At 52.6% G+C, this 15,077-nt stretch carries 20 protein-coding genes and 1 tRNA gene; 7 read left to right on the top strand and 14 right to left on the bottom strand.

What is annotated here, in order from left to right; genetic code table 11:
• Positions 1-57 precede the first annotated feature (57 nt).
• Both HMPREF2700_RS10010 and HMPREF2700_RS10005 read right to left on the bottom strand, forming a co-directional pair.
• On the bottom strand, positions 58-753 hold the full coding sequence (locus tag HMPREF2700_RS10010; RefSeq protein ID WP_070591864.1) for an LrgB family protein: 696 nt from the start codon (positions 751-753) through the stop codon (positions 58-60).
• 15 nt (positions 754-768) lie between these two features.
• Positions 769-1,242, bottom strand: coding sequence for a CidA/LrgA family protein (locus HMPREF2700_RS10005; protein ID WP_070591862.1), 474 nt, complete (start codon positions 1,240-1,242; stop codon positions 769-771).
• Positions 1,243-1,256: 14 nt separating this feature from the next.
• Between HMPREF2700_RS10005 and HMPREF2700_RS10000 the strand changes: the two genes are divergently transcribed.
• From HMPREF2700_RS10000 to HMPREF2700_RS11845, 3 genes are all read left to right on the top strand, one after another.
• Positions 1,257-2,150 (top strand): LysR family transcriptional regulator, encoded by an 894-nt coding sequence (locus tag HMPREF2700_RS10000; protein WP_070591860.1) that lies wholly within the window; start codon positions 1,257-1,259, stop codon positions 2,148-2,150.
• A gap of 242 nt (positions 2,151-2,392) precedes the next feature.
• Positions 2,393-3,865 carry a magnesium transporter gene (gene mgtE / locus HMPREF2700_RS09995; protein WP_070591858.1) on the top strand — a complete coding sequence of 491 codons (1,473 nt, stop codon included), beginning with the start codon at positions 2,393-2,395 and terminating at the stop codon, positions 3,863-3,865.
• 174 nt (positions 3,866-4,039) lie between these two features.
• Entirely contained in the window at positions 4,040-4,204 is a 165-nt protein-coding gene (locus tag HMPREF2700_RS11845; RefSeq protein WP_168162743.1) for a hypothetical protein, read from the top strand.
• Between the two features lie 30 nt (positions 4,205-4,234).
• Here HMPREF2700_RS11845 and HMPREF2700_RS09990 read toward each other — a convergent pair whose 3' ends face one another.
• The gene (locus HMPREF2700_RS09990) at positions 4,235-4,810 is read right to left on the bottom strand and encodes a cold shock domain-containing protein (RefSeq protein ID WP_070591856.1); all 576 of its coding nucleotides are present in this window, start codon (positions 4,808-4,810) and stop codon (positions 4,235-4,237) included.
• 310 nt (positions 4,811-5,120) lie between these two features.
• On the opposite strand from HMPREF2700_RS09990, the gene thiE reads away from it, so the two are divergent.
• The 3 genes from thiE (at position 5,121) to HMPREF2700_RS09975 (ending at position 6,882) form a co-directional block, all read left to right on the top strand.
• Entirely contained in the window at positions 5,121-5,738 is a 618-nt protein-coding gene (thiE, locus tag HMPREF2700_RS09985; protein ID WP_070591853.1) for a thiamine phosphate synthase, read from the top strand.
• Between the two features lie 42 nt (positions 5,739-5,780).
• Positions 5,781-5,975 (top strand): sulfur carrier protein ThiS, encoded by a 195-nt coding sequence (gene thiS, locus HMPREF2700_RS09980; protein WP_070591852.1) that lies wholly within the window; start codon positions 5,781-5,783, stop codon positions 5,973-5,975.
• A gap of 118 nt (positions 5,976-6,093) precedes the next feature.
• Complete coding sequence (locus HMPREF2700_RS09975) at positions 6,094-6,882, top strand: thiazole synthase (RefSeq protein ID WP_049332237.1); 789 nt, start codon at positions 6,094-6,096, stop codon at positions 6,880-6,882.
• A gap of 71 nt (positions 6,883-6,953) precedes the next feature.
• Here HMPREF2700_RS09975 and HMPREF2700_RS09970 read toward each other — a convergent pair whose 3' ends face one another.
• The 9 genes from HMPREF2700_RS09970 to HMPREF2700_RS09930 form a co-directional block, all read right to left on the bottom strand.
• Positions 6,954-7,721 (bottom strand): uracil-DNA glycosylase family protein, encoded by a 768-nt coding sequence (locus tag HMPREF2700_RS09970; RefSeq protein WP_070591850.1) that lies wholly within the window; start codon positions 7,719-7,721, stop codon positions 6,954-6,956.
• The gene (gene rimI / locus HMPREF2700_RS09965; protein WP_070591848.1) at positions 7,715-8,158 is read right to left on the bottom strand and encodes a ribosomal protein S18-alanine N-acetyltransferase; all 444 of its coding nucleotides are present in this window, start codon (positions 8,156-8,158) and stop codon (positions 7,715-7,717) included. Before rimI ends, HMPREF2700_RS09970 begins: the two co-directional genes overlap by 7 nt.
• On the bottom strand, positions 8,155-8,829 hold the full coding sequence (gene tsaB / locus HMPREF2700_RS09960; protein ID WP_070591845.1) for a tRNA (adenosine(37)-N6)-threonylcarbamoyltransferase complex dimerization subunit type 1 TsaB: 675 nt from the start codon (positions 8,827-8,829) through the stop codon (positions 8,155-8,157). The genes rimI and tsaB overlap by 4 nt, the downstream gene beginning before the upstream one ends.
• Before the next feature lie 162 nt (positions 8,830-8,991).
• Positions 8,992-9,666, bottom strand: coding sequence for a glutathione S-transferase family protein (locus HMPREF2700_RS09955; RefSeq protein ID WP_070591842.1), 675 nt, complete (start codon positions 9,664-9,666; stop codon positions 8,992-8,994).
• An 8-nt stretch (positions 9,667-9,674) separates the two neighbouring features.
• A complete protein-coding gene (locus HMPREF2700_RS09950; RefSeq protein WP_070591840.1) occupies positions 9,675-10,070 on the bottom strand; it encodes a DarG family dialkylresorcinol biosynthesis protein in 396 nt (131 codons plus the stop codon).
• A complete protein-coding gene (locus tag HMPREF2700_RS09945) occupies positions 10,071-11,237 on the bottom strand; it encodes a beta-ketoacyl-ACP synthase III (protein WP_070591837.1) in 1,167 nt (388 codons plus the stop codon).
• 19 nt (positions 11,238-11,256) lie between these two features.
• Positions 11,257-11,502 (bottom strand): GNAT family N-acetyltransferase, encoded by a 246-nt coding sequence (locus tag HMPREF2700_RS09940; RefSeq protein ID WP_070591834.1) that lies wholly within the window; start codon positions 11,500-11,502, stop codon positions 11,257-11,259.
• A 34-nt stretch (positions 11,503-11,536) separates the two neighbouring features.
• Positions 11,537-12,445, bottom strand: a complete 909-nt coding sequence (locus HMPREF2700_RS09935) for a hypothetical protein (protein WP_070591832.1) — start codon at positions 12,443-12,445, stop codon at positions 11,537-11,539.
• 308 nt (positions 12,446-12,753) lie between these two features.
• Positions 12,754-12,829, bottom strand: a tRNA-Phe gene (locus HMPREF2700_RS09930).
• A 204-nt stretch (positions 12,830-13,033) separates the two neighbouring features.
• Between HMPREF2700_RS09930 and HMPREF2700_RS09925 the strand changes: the two genes are divergently transcribed.
• The gene (locus HMPREF2700_RS09925; RefSeq protein WP_049351626.1) at positions 13,034-13,594 is read left to right on the top strand and encodes a hypothetical protein; all 561 of its coding nucleotides are present in this window, start codon (positions 13,034-13,036) and stop codon (positions 13,592-13,594) included.
• Between the two features lie 47 nt (positions 13,595-13,641).
• Here HMPREF2700_RS09925 and coaD read toward each other — a convergent pair whose 3' ends face one another.
• Both coaD and HMPREF2700_RS09915 read right to left on the bottom strand, forming a co-directional pair.
• A complete protein-coding gene (coaD, locus tag HMPREF2700_RS09920; protein ID WP_003684656.1) occupies positions 13,642-14,154 on the bottom strand; it encodes a pantetheine-phosphate adenylyltransferase in 513 nt (170 codons plus the stop codon).
• A gap of 106 nt (positions 14,155-14,260) precedes the next feature.
• Positions 14,261-14,947, bottom strand: coding sequence for a Bax inhibitor-1 family protein (locus HMPREF2700_RS09915; protein WP_070591830.1), 687 nt, complete (start codon positions 14,945-14,947; stop codon positions 14,261-14,263).
• Positions 14,948-15,077 lie beyond the last annotated feature (130 nt).

The raw sequence follows: 15,077 nt of genomic DNA, 5'->3' as shown, positions 1-15,077 counted from the left end.
GTCTGAAAGTCATTTTTCAGACGGCCTTTTTATGTATCAGCAAGAATGGAGAAAAGGTTAACTCATCATCCAAATCACCAAATGCACCATGGTCGGGCCAAACAATACCATAAACAGTCCGGCCAGAATCATGGTCAGGCTGGCCATGACGCCTTCGGTTTCGTGGCGTTGTCCGGCGCGCGATGTGCCGAAGCCGTGGGCGGCATTGCCGAATGCCACGCCGTTGGCGGTATGGAAACGGATGCGGGTGAAGGCCAGAAACAGATCGCCGAATATCATGCCGACAAAGCCGGTGATGATGGTGAACAGGGAAACAAGTGAGGCGGAGCCGTGGATTTCACTGGCAAGGACGACGGCAAATGGGGTGGAGATGGAACGCGCCATCAGACTGTTGGTCACTTCGTTGTTGAAGTGGAACATATGGCTCATGAGAAATGCGCTGACTACGCCGACAAACATGCCCACCATAATGGCGATGGACAAAATAGGCAGTTGGCGGCGGATGACTTCGCGGTTTTCATAGATGGGAACGGCAAAGGCAACGGTAACCGGAGTGAGCAGGAAGACGATGCCTTGGGTGTATCGATGGTAGGTGTCGTAGCTGATGCCGAATGCCAGCAGCAGGAGGATGGTACTGACGGAGACGGTAACGACGGGGGAGAAAATCATTAAGGGTTTTTTGCGGTGGATTTTTTTGGCAACGACGTAGGCGAAACAAGTCCAGATGAAGCAGGCGAGGGCGGTGTAGTCCATTTTTATTCTCTATTTTTAGGAGTGGAGTTTTTTGTAGAGGCGGCGTTTCCAGCGGTAGCAGAAGTCGAGGGTGAGGGCGGTGCTGATCATCACAAGCGCGGTGCCGACGGCGATGGTCAAAATCAGCTGCCAACCTTCGGACATCAGCAAGTCTTGATATTGCAAGACGGAAACCATGATGGGAATGAAGAAAAAGACGAGTTCTCCCAATGTCCATTTGGCGCCGTGTTCGACCATGCCGGGGCGGATAATGCGGCAGCCTAACAGGGCGAGCATGAGGAATAGACCCAATACGCCTGAAGAAACAGGCAGATGCGTGAAGCGGACAATGAGTTCGGAAACGCCCCATACCGCGCCGATGATGACAAGTTGCAAGGCCGTCTGAAAAAATCTGGTGAAGGAATCCATGATGCCGGTGTGTGTTGAATGAAAGGCTTGATTATAGAAACCTGGTTTCTGCATAATATGAATTATTAAATGAATAATCATGCCTTAGAGGAATAATGGATTTCAAAAATCTGCATTGTTTTGCCGAACTCATCCGCCTGCAAAGTTTTTCGGCCACTGCTTCCGCGTTGAACGTTACACAACCGACGGTTAGCAAAATCATTCAGGCTTTGGAAGAGGAATTGGGCGTACCGCTTTTGTGCAAAGAAAACGGACGCAAAAAGCGGCAGGTGCAGCCGACCGCAATCGGCGAAGAAGTCTATCGCCACGCTTTAAACCTTTTGCACGAACGTGATTTATTACTTGCCCGCATTGACGATTACCGCCATGTCAAAAGCGGGACGCTGCGTTTGGGTTTAGCCTTGTTTGGCAGCGATTTGCTCAGTCATGCGCTGTTTGATTTCCACCAAAAATGGCCGGACATCGAATTGTCGTTTTTGGAACAAGGTTCGCTCGCCATCGAGCAATCCCTGCGTAACAACGAACTCGATGCCGGACAACTGCTCGCGCCGGTTCACGAAGACTTCGACAGCATCACTTTGTGCGACTATCCGCTGGTTGTCTTGATGCCGAAAAATCGGGCGAGACACGATGCGCTGACGCTTAAAAGCCTGCAATACGAGCCCTTTATCCTTTTCGGTGCAGGTTTTTCCCTTAATGAAACCATTCAGACGGCCTGCCGCAATCAAGGTTTTACGCCCAATGTTGTCTGCCGTACCGGACAATGGAATTTGGTCGCCGACATGGTGGCGCACAATATGGGCATTGCCTTGTTGCCCGAATACTATGCCCGAAAAATCAATCCCGATGTCTTTGCCGCCATTCCTTTGGTTGAACCTGAAATTCGCTGGCAGCTCACTATGGCATGGAAAAAACACCAACGCCCGACGCCGGCCTTAAGGGCTTGGTTGGACGTGGTCAGGGAAGCGTTTGGCAGGCGGAACAAATAAAATCAAATCATCAGGCCGTCTGAAAAAGGGGATCGATATCACCCGATTTCAGACGGCCTTTCCCGTTAAAAATGGTAAAACGGCCTAAAAAAGAGTAGAATATGCACTGTTTGCAACTCTTCGCCTCTCAGTAGGCTTGAATTATGGACCTTCCCAGTTCGCCTTTGAACTTCCCATCTGATACACAACAACAATAATCATCCCGCCGAAATGCCTTCCCGCGTCCGGCGGGCGGAGCATTTATGAGCATCGAACAAACCCCTCCGAATCTCGACAATACCCCCGACAATGATGTGGTAGAAGACCGCATTTCTGACGATCGCATCTCTGACGATATCGACCGCATCCATGCCTTATGCGAAGTCCTCGAGCCGGCCTTTGAACAAATCGAAGCCGGTGTGCCGATTGAAGACGAAAGCCTGCGCGACAAGTTTACCGAGCTGACCGTCCTCTTAGCCGAGTTGCACCCTGCCGACGTGGCCGCCGTCTTGGAATCCCTGCCGCCGCGCGAGCGTAACATCGTTTGGCTTTTGGTCGCCCCTGAAGACGACGGCGAAGTCTTGCTGGAAGTATCCGACTCCGTGCGCGAAATGCTGATCGAGTCCATGGACAAAGACGAGCTGTTGGCCGCCGTCGATGATTTGGACGCAGACGAATTGGCAGAACTGGCAGACGACTTGCCGCACCAAGTGGTGTACGAAGCGCTGCAAACGCGTGATGAAGAAGAACGCGAGCAGGTCAAAGCGGCGATGTCTTACGAAGACAACCAAGTCGGCGCGATTATGGACTTTGAATTGGTCAGTATCCGCGCCGATGTGGCGTGTGAAGTCGTATTGCGCTACTTGCGCCGTTTCGACAGCCTGCCCGACCATACCGACAAGATTTTCGTGGTCGATGAAAACGACGTGTTGCAAGGCGTGCTGCCTATCCGCAAACTCTTGGTCGCCGACCCCGAAGACATGGTGGCAGACGTGATGGCCACCGAAGTCGTGCGCTTCCGTCCGGAAGACGACGTGGAAGAAGCGGCGCAGGCATTTGAACGTTATGACTTGGTAACTGCGCCGGTTGTCGATGAAAACAAAAAGCTGATCGGCAGGATCACCATTGACGAAATGGTGGACGTGATCCGTGAAGAGTCCGAAGCCGACATGTTGAACATGGCCGGTTTGCAAGAAGAAGAGGATCTGTTCGCCCCGATTTGGGATTCGGTGAAAAACCGCTGGATGTGGCTCGCCATCAACCTGTGTACCGCCTTTATCGCCAGCCGCGTGATTGGTGCATTTGAAGGTAGTATCGAGAAAATCGTCGCACTGGCCGCGCTAATGCCTATCGTCGCCGGTATCGGCGGCAACTCCGGCAACCAAACCATCACCATGATCGTCCGCGCCATGGCGATGGGGCAAATGACCAGCACACAGGCAGGCCGCCTGCTGAAAAAAGAAGTCGGCGTCGCCCTTGTCAACGGCATTATTTGGGGCACGGTCATGGGCGTGATTTCATGGCTGCTCTATGGCAACATCGGCATCGGTTTGGTCATGGTGGCCGCGATGACCTTGAACCTTTTGCTTGCCGCGACCGTCGGCGTCCTTATCCCCGTCATGATGGACAAAGCCGGACGCGACCCGGCATTGGGCAGCTCGGTGCTGATTACCGCGGTCACCGACTCCGGCGGTTTCCTGATTTTCTTGGGATTGGCAACCATGTTCCTGTTGTAATAGGAAAAAAGGACGTGTTCGACACGTCCTTTTTCAAACCGTTTAAAAGGCCGTCTTAAACTTTAATTTTCAGACGGCCTTTGCTGTTTTTTAAAGCTTTACACCATGAGGGCGTTTAGTTTTTGATGATGTTTAGGGCGTAATCGGTACAATCCAATAGAGAGAGGGTACATTATGAGCATTGCCCATATTGTCATTGAAATTGAAGAATCTGGGACTTTAGATGACTGCAATGTACGGTTAAGTTTCAGTGGTGGTACAGAATTGCAGTCAGATGAGACAAAGACTGTGTTTTATAAAACCCTTGAAGCAATTGAGGGGGTTTTAGAAGAAGACTAGATGAAAAATAGGCAGCTCAAGCTGCCTATTTTAATCAGATAAATGCCAAATATTTCTCGGATTATGTGAATAGGAAGGATTGCGCCGACGCCTATCCTCCCAGAAATCGTTTAACCAATCATCATCAGAAACAACATCTGCGTCAGCCTCTAGCTTCATATTCCTGAATATCTTATTGAGAAAGATTGTTAGCACGGAAAATGTTATTGCAGGGAAGACAAACAGCAAAACTATGTTAGTCTCCCTATCAATATCAAAAAAGCCGGCTAAGATGTAGAAAAAACCAGCTGTCATGAATATAGTTAAACACAGCGATACTATGGCTGCAGAAAGCAAGTTGTCTTTTTTAGCCATGGATTGCTTTTCAACTTTCTGAAAGTCTTTCCATAAGGTCTGCATTTTTTGGATCTGTTCAGGATCAGGATTATGTATCTCACTAACCTTTCGCGCTCGCAGCCCACGACTATGCTCAAATGGTTCGAAATTCACTATCTTTCCTTGTATATCTGAACCGGTGGTTTTACGGAAAAAGTATTCATGACCATCTTCACCAAAGATAAAGCCAAAATCTTTTTCATAGCTATACCATTTTACGAATCCGATCATGATACTTCTCCTTTATTTATAGGTTACTTGAATGCTATCACTTGTAATCCAACGTTGGAAGAGGCGTTGCGGTGGGCTTGGGCGCGCATCATAGGGGCTAACAAGAGAAATTTTTTCATGTGTTGGGTCTCCGAATGTGGGCGCCAATATAGCACTCATTCTAATGAAACCATCAATATTTTCATATTTTTATAAAGCCAAAGCCGAATCAGGCAATGCCCTTCTTTGTAATCAGGCCGCCTGAAAACAAATATTATTCAGACGGCCTTTTCTGATAATATAACAACGAATTATTCCTTTCGGAGCCGTCATGACCTTCCCGCCACTCAAATCCCCGCTAAAATTTTACGCCGTCGTTCCCACCGCCGATTGGGTCGAGCGCATGGTCAAAGCAGGTGCTGACACGGTGCAACTGCGTTGCAAAACCTTGCATGGCGACGAGTTGAAACGTGAAATCGAACGTTGCGTCGCCGCCTGTCGGGGCGGCCGCACGCAGCTTTTCATCAACGACCACTGGCGCGAGGCGATAGAAGCAGGCGCATACGGCGTGCATCTCGGACAGGAAGACATGGACACCGCCGACCTCGCCGCGATTGAAGCTGCCGGTTTGCGTTTGGGTTTGAGTACGCACTCCGTTGCTGAACTCGACCGCGCCTTGTCTGTACACCCCAGCTATGTGGCCAGCGGCGCGATTTTCCCGACCACGACCAAACAAATGCCCACAGCCCCGCAAGGCTTGGATAAACTGCGCGAATACGTCAGACAGGCACGTGGCACGCCCGTCGTTGCCATTGGCGGCATCGATTTGAACAACGCCGAAGATGTGCTGGCAACCGGCGTTTCCTCACTCGCCGTCGTCCGCGCCGTGACCGAAGCGGCAAATCCCGAAGCGGTGGTTAAAGCGTTTCAGGCTTTGTGGAATGAATAAGGCCGTCTGAAAATAAGAAGTCTGACAAGAGGAGCAAACATCATGAAGATTATATTGAATAATGAAACCATCACATTAAACGGCACAACCGTTGCTGACCTCATCGCCCAAACCGCGCCGCAAAAACCGTTTGCTGTTGCCGTCAATACCCATTTTGTTGCCAAAGGCGCGTATGCAGAAACGGTTTTGAACGAAAACGATAAAGTGGACATCGTGCGCCCCGTAGTCGGCGGATAAGCGGTTTGCAATCAACAGGCCGGGTATTTGCGCCCGACTTTTGCCTGTTTGAATATCGGGCAGGGTTGCCCGATTGCCTTATGCTTAAAATCTAAGAAACAATACAAAGGAATCCATCATGTTTACCCTATATGGAGAAACTTTCCCTTCTCGGCTGCTGCTCGGTACGGCTGCTTATCCGACGCCGGAAATCCTCAAGCAGTCAGTCCAAATTGCGCAACCGGCGATGATTACCGTTTCGTTGCGTCGTGCCGGCAGCGGCGGCGAAGCGCACGGGCAGGGTTTTTGGTCGTTGTTGGAAGAAATGGGCGTGCCTGTGTTGCCCAATACCGCAGGCTGTCAAAGCGTGCAGGAAGCTGTGACCACTGCGCAAATGGCGCGCGAAGTGTTTGATACCGATTGGATCAAGCTCGAACTTATCGGCGATGATGACACGTTGCAGCCTGATGTATTCCAACTTGTTGAAGCGGCGGAAATCCTGATTAAAGACGGCTTCAAAGTGCTGCCTTATTGCACCGAGGATTTGATTGCCTGCCGCCGACTGCTCGACGCAGGTTGTCAGGCGTTGATGCCGTGGGCGGCGCCGATTGGCACGGGTCTGGGCGCGGTTCATGCTTATGCGCTGAAAGTCCTGCGCGAACGCCTGCCCGACACGCCGTTGATTATCGACGCGGGTTTGGGTTTGCCTTCGCAGGCGGCGCAAGTGATGGAATGGGGCTTTGACGGCGTGTTGCTGAATACCGCCGTTTCTCGCAGCGGCGATCCGGTCAATATGGCACGCGCTTTTGCACTTGCGGTCGAGTCGGGTCGTCTGGCTTATGAGGCGGAACCTGTGGAGGCGCGTGAGAAAGCGCGCGCCAGTACGCCGACGGTGGGTCAGCCTTTCTGGCATTCGGCGGAATATTGATAAACGTCAGGGCGTGTCGAACACGCCCTTTTTTGTTGGTGGAAAACCTGATTTCAGGTTGAACAGAATGTTCAGACGGCCTTGGCTAAAAGCTGTTTCAATAGCTTTAAGATTTGCCATGCCTGCGCTTTGAGTTGCGGCTGCATCAGCAGGCGGGCGGGGTGGGGAATGACGAAATGCGGCCGCTCTGCGCACAATTCGTTCATCAACCCGATCATGTCGGGGCTGTCGAAGATTTTGCCGAGAAACAATACTGCGCGTGCTTGTGAAGCGGTCAGCTCGTTTTGCATTTCGGCAAGCTCGGAACGGATGTGTTCGGCATCGGGCAGGGCGGTAAACACAGGCGCGGTTTTGACCCATGCGGTTTTGTGCGCCTGCTCGGGCTTGAGGCCGATGGCGGCGAGGATGTTGTCGAGAAGCGTGCCGACGTCGCCGCTAAACAGCGTACCGTGCAGGCTGTCTTCGGTGGACGGGCAAATGCTGACCACCATGATTTCAGACGGCCTGATGGTTACGTCAAGACGGGGCAGATTGTCTGAATGCGCGGCTTTTTCTGTTTTTGCCGGTGTTTCGGCAATGGCTTTGGGTGCTGTTTCGGGAACGCGGACAGCAGGTTTGGCCGTTTGCGCTGTGGCAATGGCGGCAGTGCGTGCCTGATGGGCACCTGCGGATAAAGTACGCACGGCTTGCGCGGTATCGGCAGCAATGGCTTTGGGGCGGACGGGTGCGGCTGATGCTGCAGCTTGAGGCGCGGCATGGATGATTTTGGCGTTTCGGTTCAGCCACATCGGGCCCAAGCCCAAGGCTTCGTGCAGGTGCAGATAGCGGCTGCTTAACATGATTTCTCCATCAATACGGCATCTTCGCTGCCACCGTCGGGCAGGGCGTAGTAGTTTTTGCGGCGACCGCAGGTTTGGAAGCCGTGTTTGCGGTAGAGCTGTTGCGCGGTTTCATTGCTTGCGCGGACTTCGAGCAGTAATCGGGTTGCGTCTTGCTGTTGCACTGCGTTTTGCCAGTGTTGCAGCAGGGCGGACGCAATGCCCTGGCGGCGGTATTCGGGCGCGACGGCAATCAAATGTAGCTCAGATTCGTCAAATACGGTTTGCCACACGATAAAGCCGGTAATTTGGTGGTCGGTTTGGCTGAGCCAAACGCTGTCGGGATGGTGTTGAACGGCTGATTCAAACTGCTGCACCGTCCATGACGAAGGATTGCCTTGTGCGTCGATGGCGGAAAGGGTGGGGCAGTCGGCAAGTAAGGCTGGTCGCAGGTTCACGGTTTGGCCTTTTGTTGGGCTTGCTCTTGTGCGGTCAGGGCAATTTTGTTGCGGACGTAGAGCAGCTCGGCGTGCGCCGCATCGGTGGCAGCATAACGGCCGCTGCGGGCAAGTTTAAGATAGTCGGCGGCGGTCGGCATATCGGCTTGACCGTCAAACGGCGGTTTGTCGGTGAGGGCAAAGGCATTGCCGATGCCGCCGCTAGGCGTTTTGCCTTCGGGTGCGGTAACGGCGGCGGCTTTGCCAACCGTGTAATCGCTCAAGCGGACGTGGTTTTGCGTATCAAACCATGCGTAGAACACTTCGCCCATACGCGCATCGGTGGCCGCCAGTATGCAGCTGGACGGCGGTAACAGTGAAGCGGCGGCATCGAGGCAGGGAATGCCGATCATGGGCGTATCAAACGGCGTGGCCAAACCTTGTGCAACCGCCGCGCCGATACGCAGGCCGGTAAATGCGCCGGGGCCTTGTGCATAGACGATGCAGCCCAAATCGGCGGCAGTGATGCCTGCTTCTTTGAAGAGAAGTTCGATTTGCGGCAGGATTTGTTCGGATTGCTTGGTGCCGACGTTTTTGTGAAACAGGCGGATTTCGCCTTGATGTTCCAATGCGATGGACAGAAAGGATGTGCTGGTGTCGATGGCAAGAGTCGGGCGGTTGTCGGTTGGCATGGTGTTATTTTTTAGAAGGATATGGGTTGCCATTATAGTGGAACGGCGAGGGGGAACAAAGCACTCGGGCGGCGCTTGGGTAAAAACGTCGTTTACCGCAAAGCTATTCGATAAGTGAACCAAGGTTTCAGGCCGTCTGAAAACGTTTCAGACGGCCTTGTTTTATTGGTCGAGTTTCAATAAAGGCGAACCTGCTTTTTCAACGGCGCGGCGGTAGGCTTTATGCGCTTCGATGCGCTGCAAATAGGCGCGGATATTGGGGTAGTCGGCAAAGTCGAAGCGGTCGGCCGCGGCTTGTAGCGGATAGCTCATCATGATGTCGGCACCGCTGAGGCTGTTGCCGACCAACCATTCGCGGTTTTCCAACTCGCTGTCGACGTGGGAAAGATGCAGGGCGGCTTGCGGATGGATAAAGCTGCTTTTGACGCTGCCGCTGATTTTGCGGGCAATCGGTTTAACGAAAAACGGCATGGGCGCGCTTTCAATCCGGCGGAACACCAGTCCGAGCAGCAATAACGGCATCAGCGAACCTTCGGCATAATGCAGCCAGCGTTGATATTGCCAGTATTCGCGGCTGCTGCGTTCGGGCATCAGACGGCCGTTACCGTAGGTTTGAATCAGATAGTCGGTAATCGCGCCGCTTTCCGCCAAGATAAAGCCGTCATCATCCAATAGAGGCGATTTGCCCAAGGGATGGATGGCTTTGAGTTCGTCAGGGGCGAGCAAAGTGTCGGGATGACGGCGGTAGGTTTGCAGGCGGTAAGGCGTACCGAGGATTTCAAGCAGCCAAACAATGCGCAGAGCGCGGGATTGGTCGAGCGAATGCAGGGTAATCATGAGGGGCTTTAAATATCGGTTTGTTTGAGGTCGTCTATGCTGATTTGGCAGGCATCGGCGTATTTTTGCAGGGTTTTGGCCGGTAGTTTGGCGAACACTTTGGGACGGAAATGACGACGAAGCTGCCATTTCCATACGCCTGCCGCCATGGCCAAGCCGGTTTCATCATAACGGCAGCGGAACATATGGTAGTACAGCGGAGAATATTCGCCTTTTTCGACGGCTTCGCGCGCGGCCTGCGTTTGGGCATCGAGTTCGCACACCGCCATTTCGGTGGCGTAGGCTTCATCCTGCCAACCGTTGCTGGTGGCCGCTTCGTAGTGGCCGTCGCGGGTGCCGTAGATAACTTTGCGGTGGCCGTGGTAGCTGGCGCTGTTATCTTGAGGGATGTCGTCAATCTTCATTCAGACGGCCTTTACTGCTTCCAAAAGCATGAAACATGTTGAAAAGCGTCCGCTTTCCGGAACGTAACACAGGATTTTTTGGCCGTGTTCGATGGGGAAAGTGCGCATAAATTCTTCAAGGATGATGTAAATCGAGGCCGAACCCGTGTTGCCCTTGCTGTGCAGATTGGTAAACCATTTTTCCTGCGGAATGTCGAAGCCGATGTTTTTTAGGCCGTCTGAAAGGCGGTCGCGGAAAAAGCTGGAAGAGTAGTGGGGTAGGAACCAATCGATTTCTTCGGCGCGGATGCCGTGTTTGGCGGCGATTTGGGAGAGGGGTTTTTCCACTGTATAGCGGACGATGTTTTCGTTCAGCAGTTTGACGTCCTGCTTGACTGCCATCAGACTGTGGCGGCGGCCGTAATCGGCATCGGCGTGTTTCCAGCCTTCAAATACGCCGTCGCGGAATTCTGCGCCGGCATACATGCAGGGCGGCATTTCGTTGGCGTAGGAAAGCAGGTCTATCCAATGGATTTTCAGGCTGAAGCCGTCTGAATTGGGGCGGTCGGACAGATACACCGCGCCTGCGCCGTCAGACAGCATCCAGCGCAAAAAGTCTTTTTCAAACCCGATTTCGGGGGAAGCGTTTTCCAGTTTTTTATGGTCGGTTTCACTTTGGAACACTTCGCCGCGCATGACCGCCGAGGCGTTTTCGGAAGCAACGGAAACCGCATGTGCGTGTTCTCCGGTACGCACGGCGTTGTAAGCGTGTTTCATCGCCGCCATACCTGCCGCGCATACGCCTGCCATGCTGAACACTTCGCAAGGCGGCATATCCAGCAAACCGTGCACCATCACGCCGTGTCCGGGCATGGTTTGGTCGGGATAGGAAGTGGCGCAGGCTAGGCTGCCGATGGCTTCTGCAGGAACGCCTTGGGCAAACAGACCGTTGACCGCTTCGGCAGCCAATTCGGCATTGGTGTGCGTCGTGCGGCGGCTTTCGGGGTCGATGGCGTAATGGCGTGACAAAATGCCGTTGGAACGCAAAATCATACGGCGCACGCGTGACGGCACATCGCCTGCCATGCCGAGGACGGCTTCCATTTCGTCATTGCCGACGGGGGCATTGGGCAAGAAGGCAGAAACGCGGTTGAGATAAACGTCTTTGAGTGTGTTATTCGATGTCATGATGTGTTTGTCAAAATAATCAACCGATAAACCGTGCCGCGTAGTCGCAGCTTGCAGTCAACGGGATGTGGTGTGTTTCGGCGTACTCCATCAGCGTGCTCACCAGCAGTTTGGCAATGCCGCGATGACGGAAGTTGGGCGAGACCACGGTATGGTTTATGTCCCAGCCGCCGTTGTGTTCGGTATAGCTGATGTAGCCTGCTTCCAAACCGTCAATATCGATTTGAAAACGATGGCGTTCGGGGTAGTAGATAACTTCGGGCATGATGGATTCCTAGTTTGAGGCCGTCTGAAACAGATTATCTGCCTGACGGTTGTTCATAATAATCCGCCAGCTTTTTCAGACGGTCTTTGAGCAGCGGATGCAGCAGTTTTTTCAAAATTACACTGATGGGTAAAACCACCAAAATCATCGCCAATAAAAAGACGATGTAGAAGCACAGCAGCGCACGGCGCAAAAGCGGAGAAATACGGCCTGCCGCCATCAAAAGCTTGCCCCAGACGAAGAAGCTACGACCGGCGGCGCGTTCGCTGAAAATCAGTTTTTCATTGACCGTCACTGCGCCCATGTTTTGAAACAGGGTTTCGTCCAAAGGTTGTTGGTTCAATAGTGCATCGCGCAATTTCGTACCAAACCGCGCCGCATCCGCCAATTCTTCTTCAGTAATGCCGGCAGAGGGTAGGGAGCGGAAATAGCGCTTGTCGCCGGTCAGCATCCATGCGGGCGTGGTAATGAAACTTGCCGCGCTGTTGCAGGCATCGATTTTTACGATGTTGCCGATGAGTTTGGCTCCGTTTTGTTTCAGCAAAGATTTCATTTTTTCCTGCGCGCCCAGCCACATATTGCGGCAGCCGATAAGCGTGATCACCGGTTTGCCGTCCAGCAGCCGGCGCGTTTCTTCGCGTTGCAAAAAGGCGGTCATCGGTTGCGAAGGAGAGAGGAACCAAACGGTGTAGGCAATGACCACCACATCGTAATCTTCGGATGGGATTTGCGGCGGCAGAATCGGGGCGGGTTTTAAATGGACGGTTTCAGGAAAGGTATCGAAAAAACGCCAAAACGGCCACGGAAACGGAAATGCCTGCTCCGGTACGATATTGACGCAATCAACCTGTACGCCGGCTGTTTGCAACGGCGCGGCAAAATTTCGCGCCAGGCTGGAGAGCTGTCCCGTTTGCGAGTAATGCACAATCAGCACTTTTTTCATTATCTTCCCTGCAATGAGTAAGTTATGGTTGGTTTGGACAGTATTATATAGTAAACCGACCGGCCTTGAACTTTATTCATATTCAGTATGTTCGCGAAGGTTTCAGCCGATTTGGATGGAAGCACCGTATTCTGTCGGAATGGGGCGGTGAAGCGGATTTTTATGCCATGCCAACATAAACAACGGCCGTCTGAAATTTTTCAGACGGCCTTGTGTGGAAATCGGGACGCATGGTCTGGAACGGGATTTGCGCTAAGTATGGCGTGCAAATCGTATAGATAAAAAAATAACCGCTTCAAGGCGGTTGGTGGTGGCCAGAGGCGGAATCGAACCGCCGACACACGGATTTTCAATCCGTTGCTCTACCAACTGAGCTATCTGGCCTTCGCGTGTTTCGTTGCGAGATGTGAATTAAACCAAATTTCGTTGCCTTGTGCAAGCATTTGTAGGCTTTATTTTTGAGGCGGTAAATTAAGATTTTGTTTTGTATTGAATTATTTTTCGTTTTAATTGGCGGTTTTTAGGTTTGCCGGTTTGATTTTCAGACGGCCTAAGATACAATCGACTTTTTTGCTTTGGATTTATGCCATGCTGTATGTGTTTGTTCGTGATATGTGGGATGTTTTGCGTTTGCGCTATCGTTCGCCGGAGACGTATTTGTATTCGCCTTTGGTGATGGCGGCGGTGCTGCTGCTTTTGGGTGTGGTAAACGCGGCCAGCATGTCTCCTTTGTTTGGCAGCGGCGCGGCGGCGGTGTGCCTGTCGGTAATTTTGGTAATTGTGAAATGGTTGGTGTTGAGCCGCTCGATGCGCAAGGTGCTGCATTATTACGGTGCGCCCCGGCTGCCTTTGTGGGGCTTTATTTTGGTGTCTGAGGCTTTGCTGCTGCCGCTGTTGCTGGTGTTGTATGTACCGGCGTTGGCTGCGTTTGCGCTGTTGTGGCAGGCTTGGGTTTTTGTGGTGCAGGTACGCGGTTTGATGTGGATGGGGAATGCAACGGTAGGCCGTGTTTTGGTGGGCTATCTGTTGTATGGTATCGGCGTGTTGTGCGTGGGTACGGTGATTTTGATGCTGTTTATTGCCGCCGGCTGGTTGGACATGGAAACGTTGAATCAAAACCTGCAGGCGTTGATGTCCGCCCGTAAATAATCAATGGAAATTGGAAGGCCGTCTGAAATGTTCGGACGGCCTTTGTTTTATGCGTTTGTTTCGTGGTCTTGCAGGATTTTTTGATAGACGGGGTCGGGGAGGTAGCGGCCTATCATGTCGCGCCAGCCTTGTGGGCCGACCAAGCCTTTGACCATGGTGGAGGACACTTCGGCGATTTCGCGCGGCGGCATCAGGAAAACGGTGGAGATTTCGGGGGCAATGTCGCTGTTGATGTAGCGCATCGAGCGTTCGTATTCGTAGTCGGCGGCGGAACGGATGCCGCGGACGATGAAATTGGCGTTGGCTTCGCGGGCATAATCGACCAAAAAGCGGTTTTCAAACACGCTAATGCGGACGTTGGGGAACGGGTGGGTAATGGCATCGAGCATGGCGCGGCGTTCTTCTATGGTGTAGGTGCTGCGCTTTTCGGGATTGGTGCCGATGGCGACGATGAGTTCGTCAAAGAGGGATTGGGCTTCCTGTATCATCCACAGGTGGCCGAGGGTGGGAGGGTCGAAGCTGCCTGCGTACACGGCACGGCGCGGAGTGGTCGTGGTCATTTTGAGTTGGGAATGGGATTTGTGTACGTTCAGGATAGGGGAGTTTGCAGGTGATGTCAAAAATCAAAAAGGCCGTCTGAAATTTCAGACGGCCTTTGCGGCTTTATCAGTCGTCACCGCTAATAGAGATGAGGATTCTCAAGAGGCTGCTGAAAATGTTGTAGATGGAGATGAAGATGGTCAGCGCCGCGCTGATATGGCTGTCTTCACCGCCGTCGATAACGGCACGCACCTGCCACATAATCATCAGGGAACTGAAGACAACGAAGCCGGCCGCGATGGTCAGGCTCAGGGCTGGGATGTTGAGGAAGATGTTGGCCACAACGGCAATCATGAGCACGATCGCACCGGCACCGAGGAAGCTGCCGAGTTTGTTCATGTTCATTGTGGTGCGGCGTGCCATGGCGGACATGGTGAAGAATACACCGGCGGTCATGGCGGCGGCCGTACCGACGATTTGCGCGCCGTTGTTAATCGCTAAGGCGTATTGCAACATAGGGCTGATGGCAAGGCCCATGCCGAAAGTGAAGATCATCAACAGGGCTACGCCGACGTTGCTGTAACGGTTTTTCTCGATCAGGAAGGTCATGCCGTAGAAGAAGCCGAAGAAGGCGGCCAGGGCAATCCAATATGAACCGAACATGGAGAAAATGTTAAAGCCTGTTTTGGCGGAAAAGAACGCGCCGGCAACGGCAGGAATGAAAGACAGGCCGAGCAGGCGGTAGGTTTTTTGCAGGACGGTATTTTTGGCAACCGAGCCTTGCGAGGTATAGTCGTAAACGTCGTTTTGCATGGCGTTTGCTCCAGTATGGATTGAAAATGAATGAAATTTGGATTTTAACAGAGAATCATGGGTTTGTATGATTTATCTGTTCTATTTGCCTAATATGCGGGGCAATCGGGAATTTTAAAGGCCGTCTGAA

This window comes from Neisseria sp. HMSC068C04, from assembly GCF_001810105.1.
Taxonomy (GTDB): Bacteria; Pseudomonadota; Gammaproteobacteria; order Burkholderiales; family Neisseriaceae; genus Neisseria; species Neisseria flavescens_B.
The sequence above is the reverse complement of the archived record's forward strand: the minus strand, read 5'-3'. Positions and strand labels throughout refer to the sequence as shown.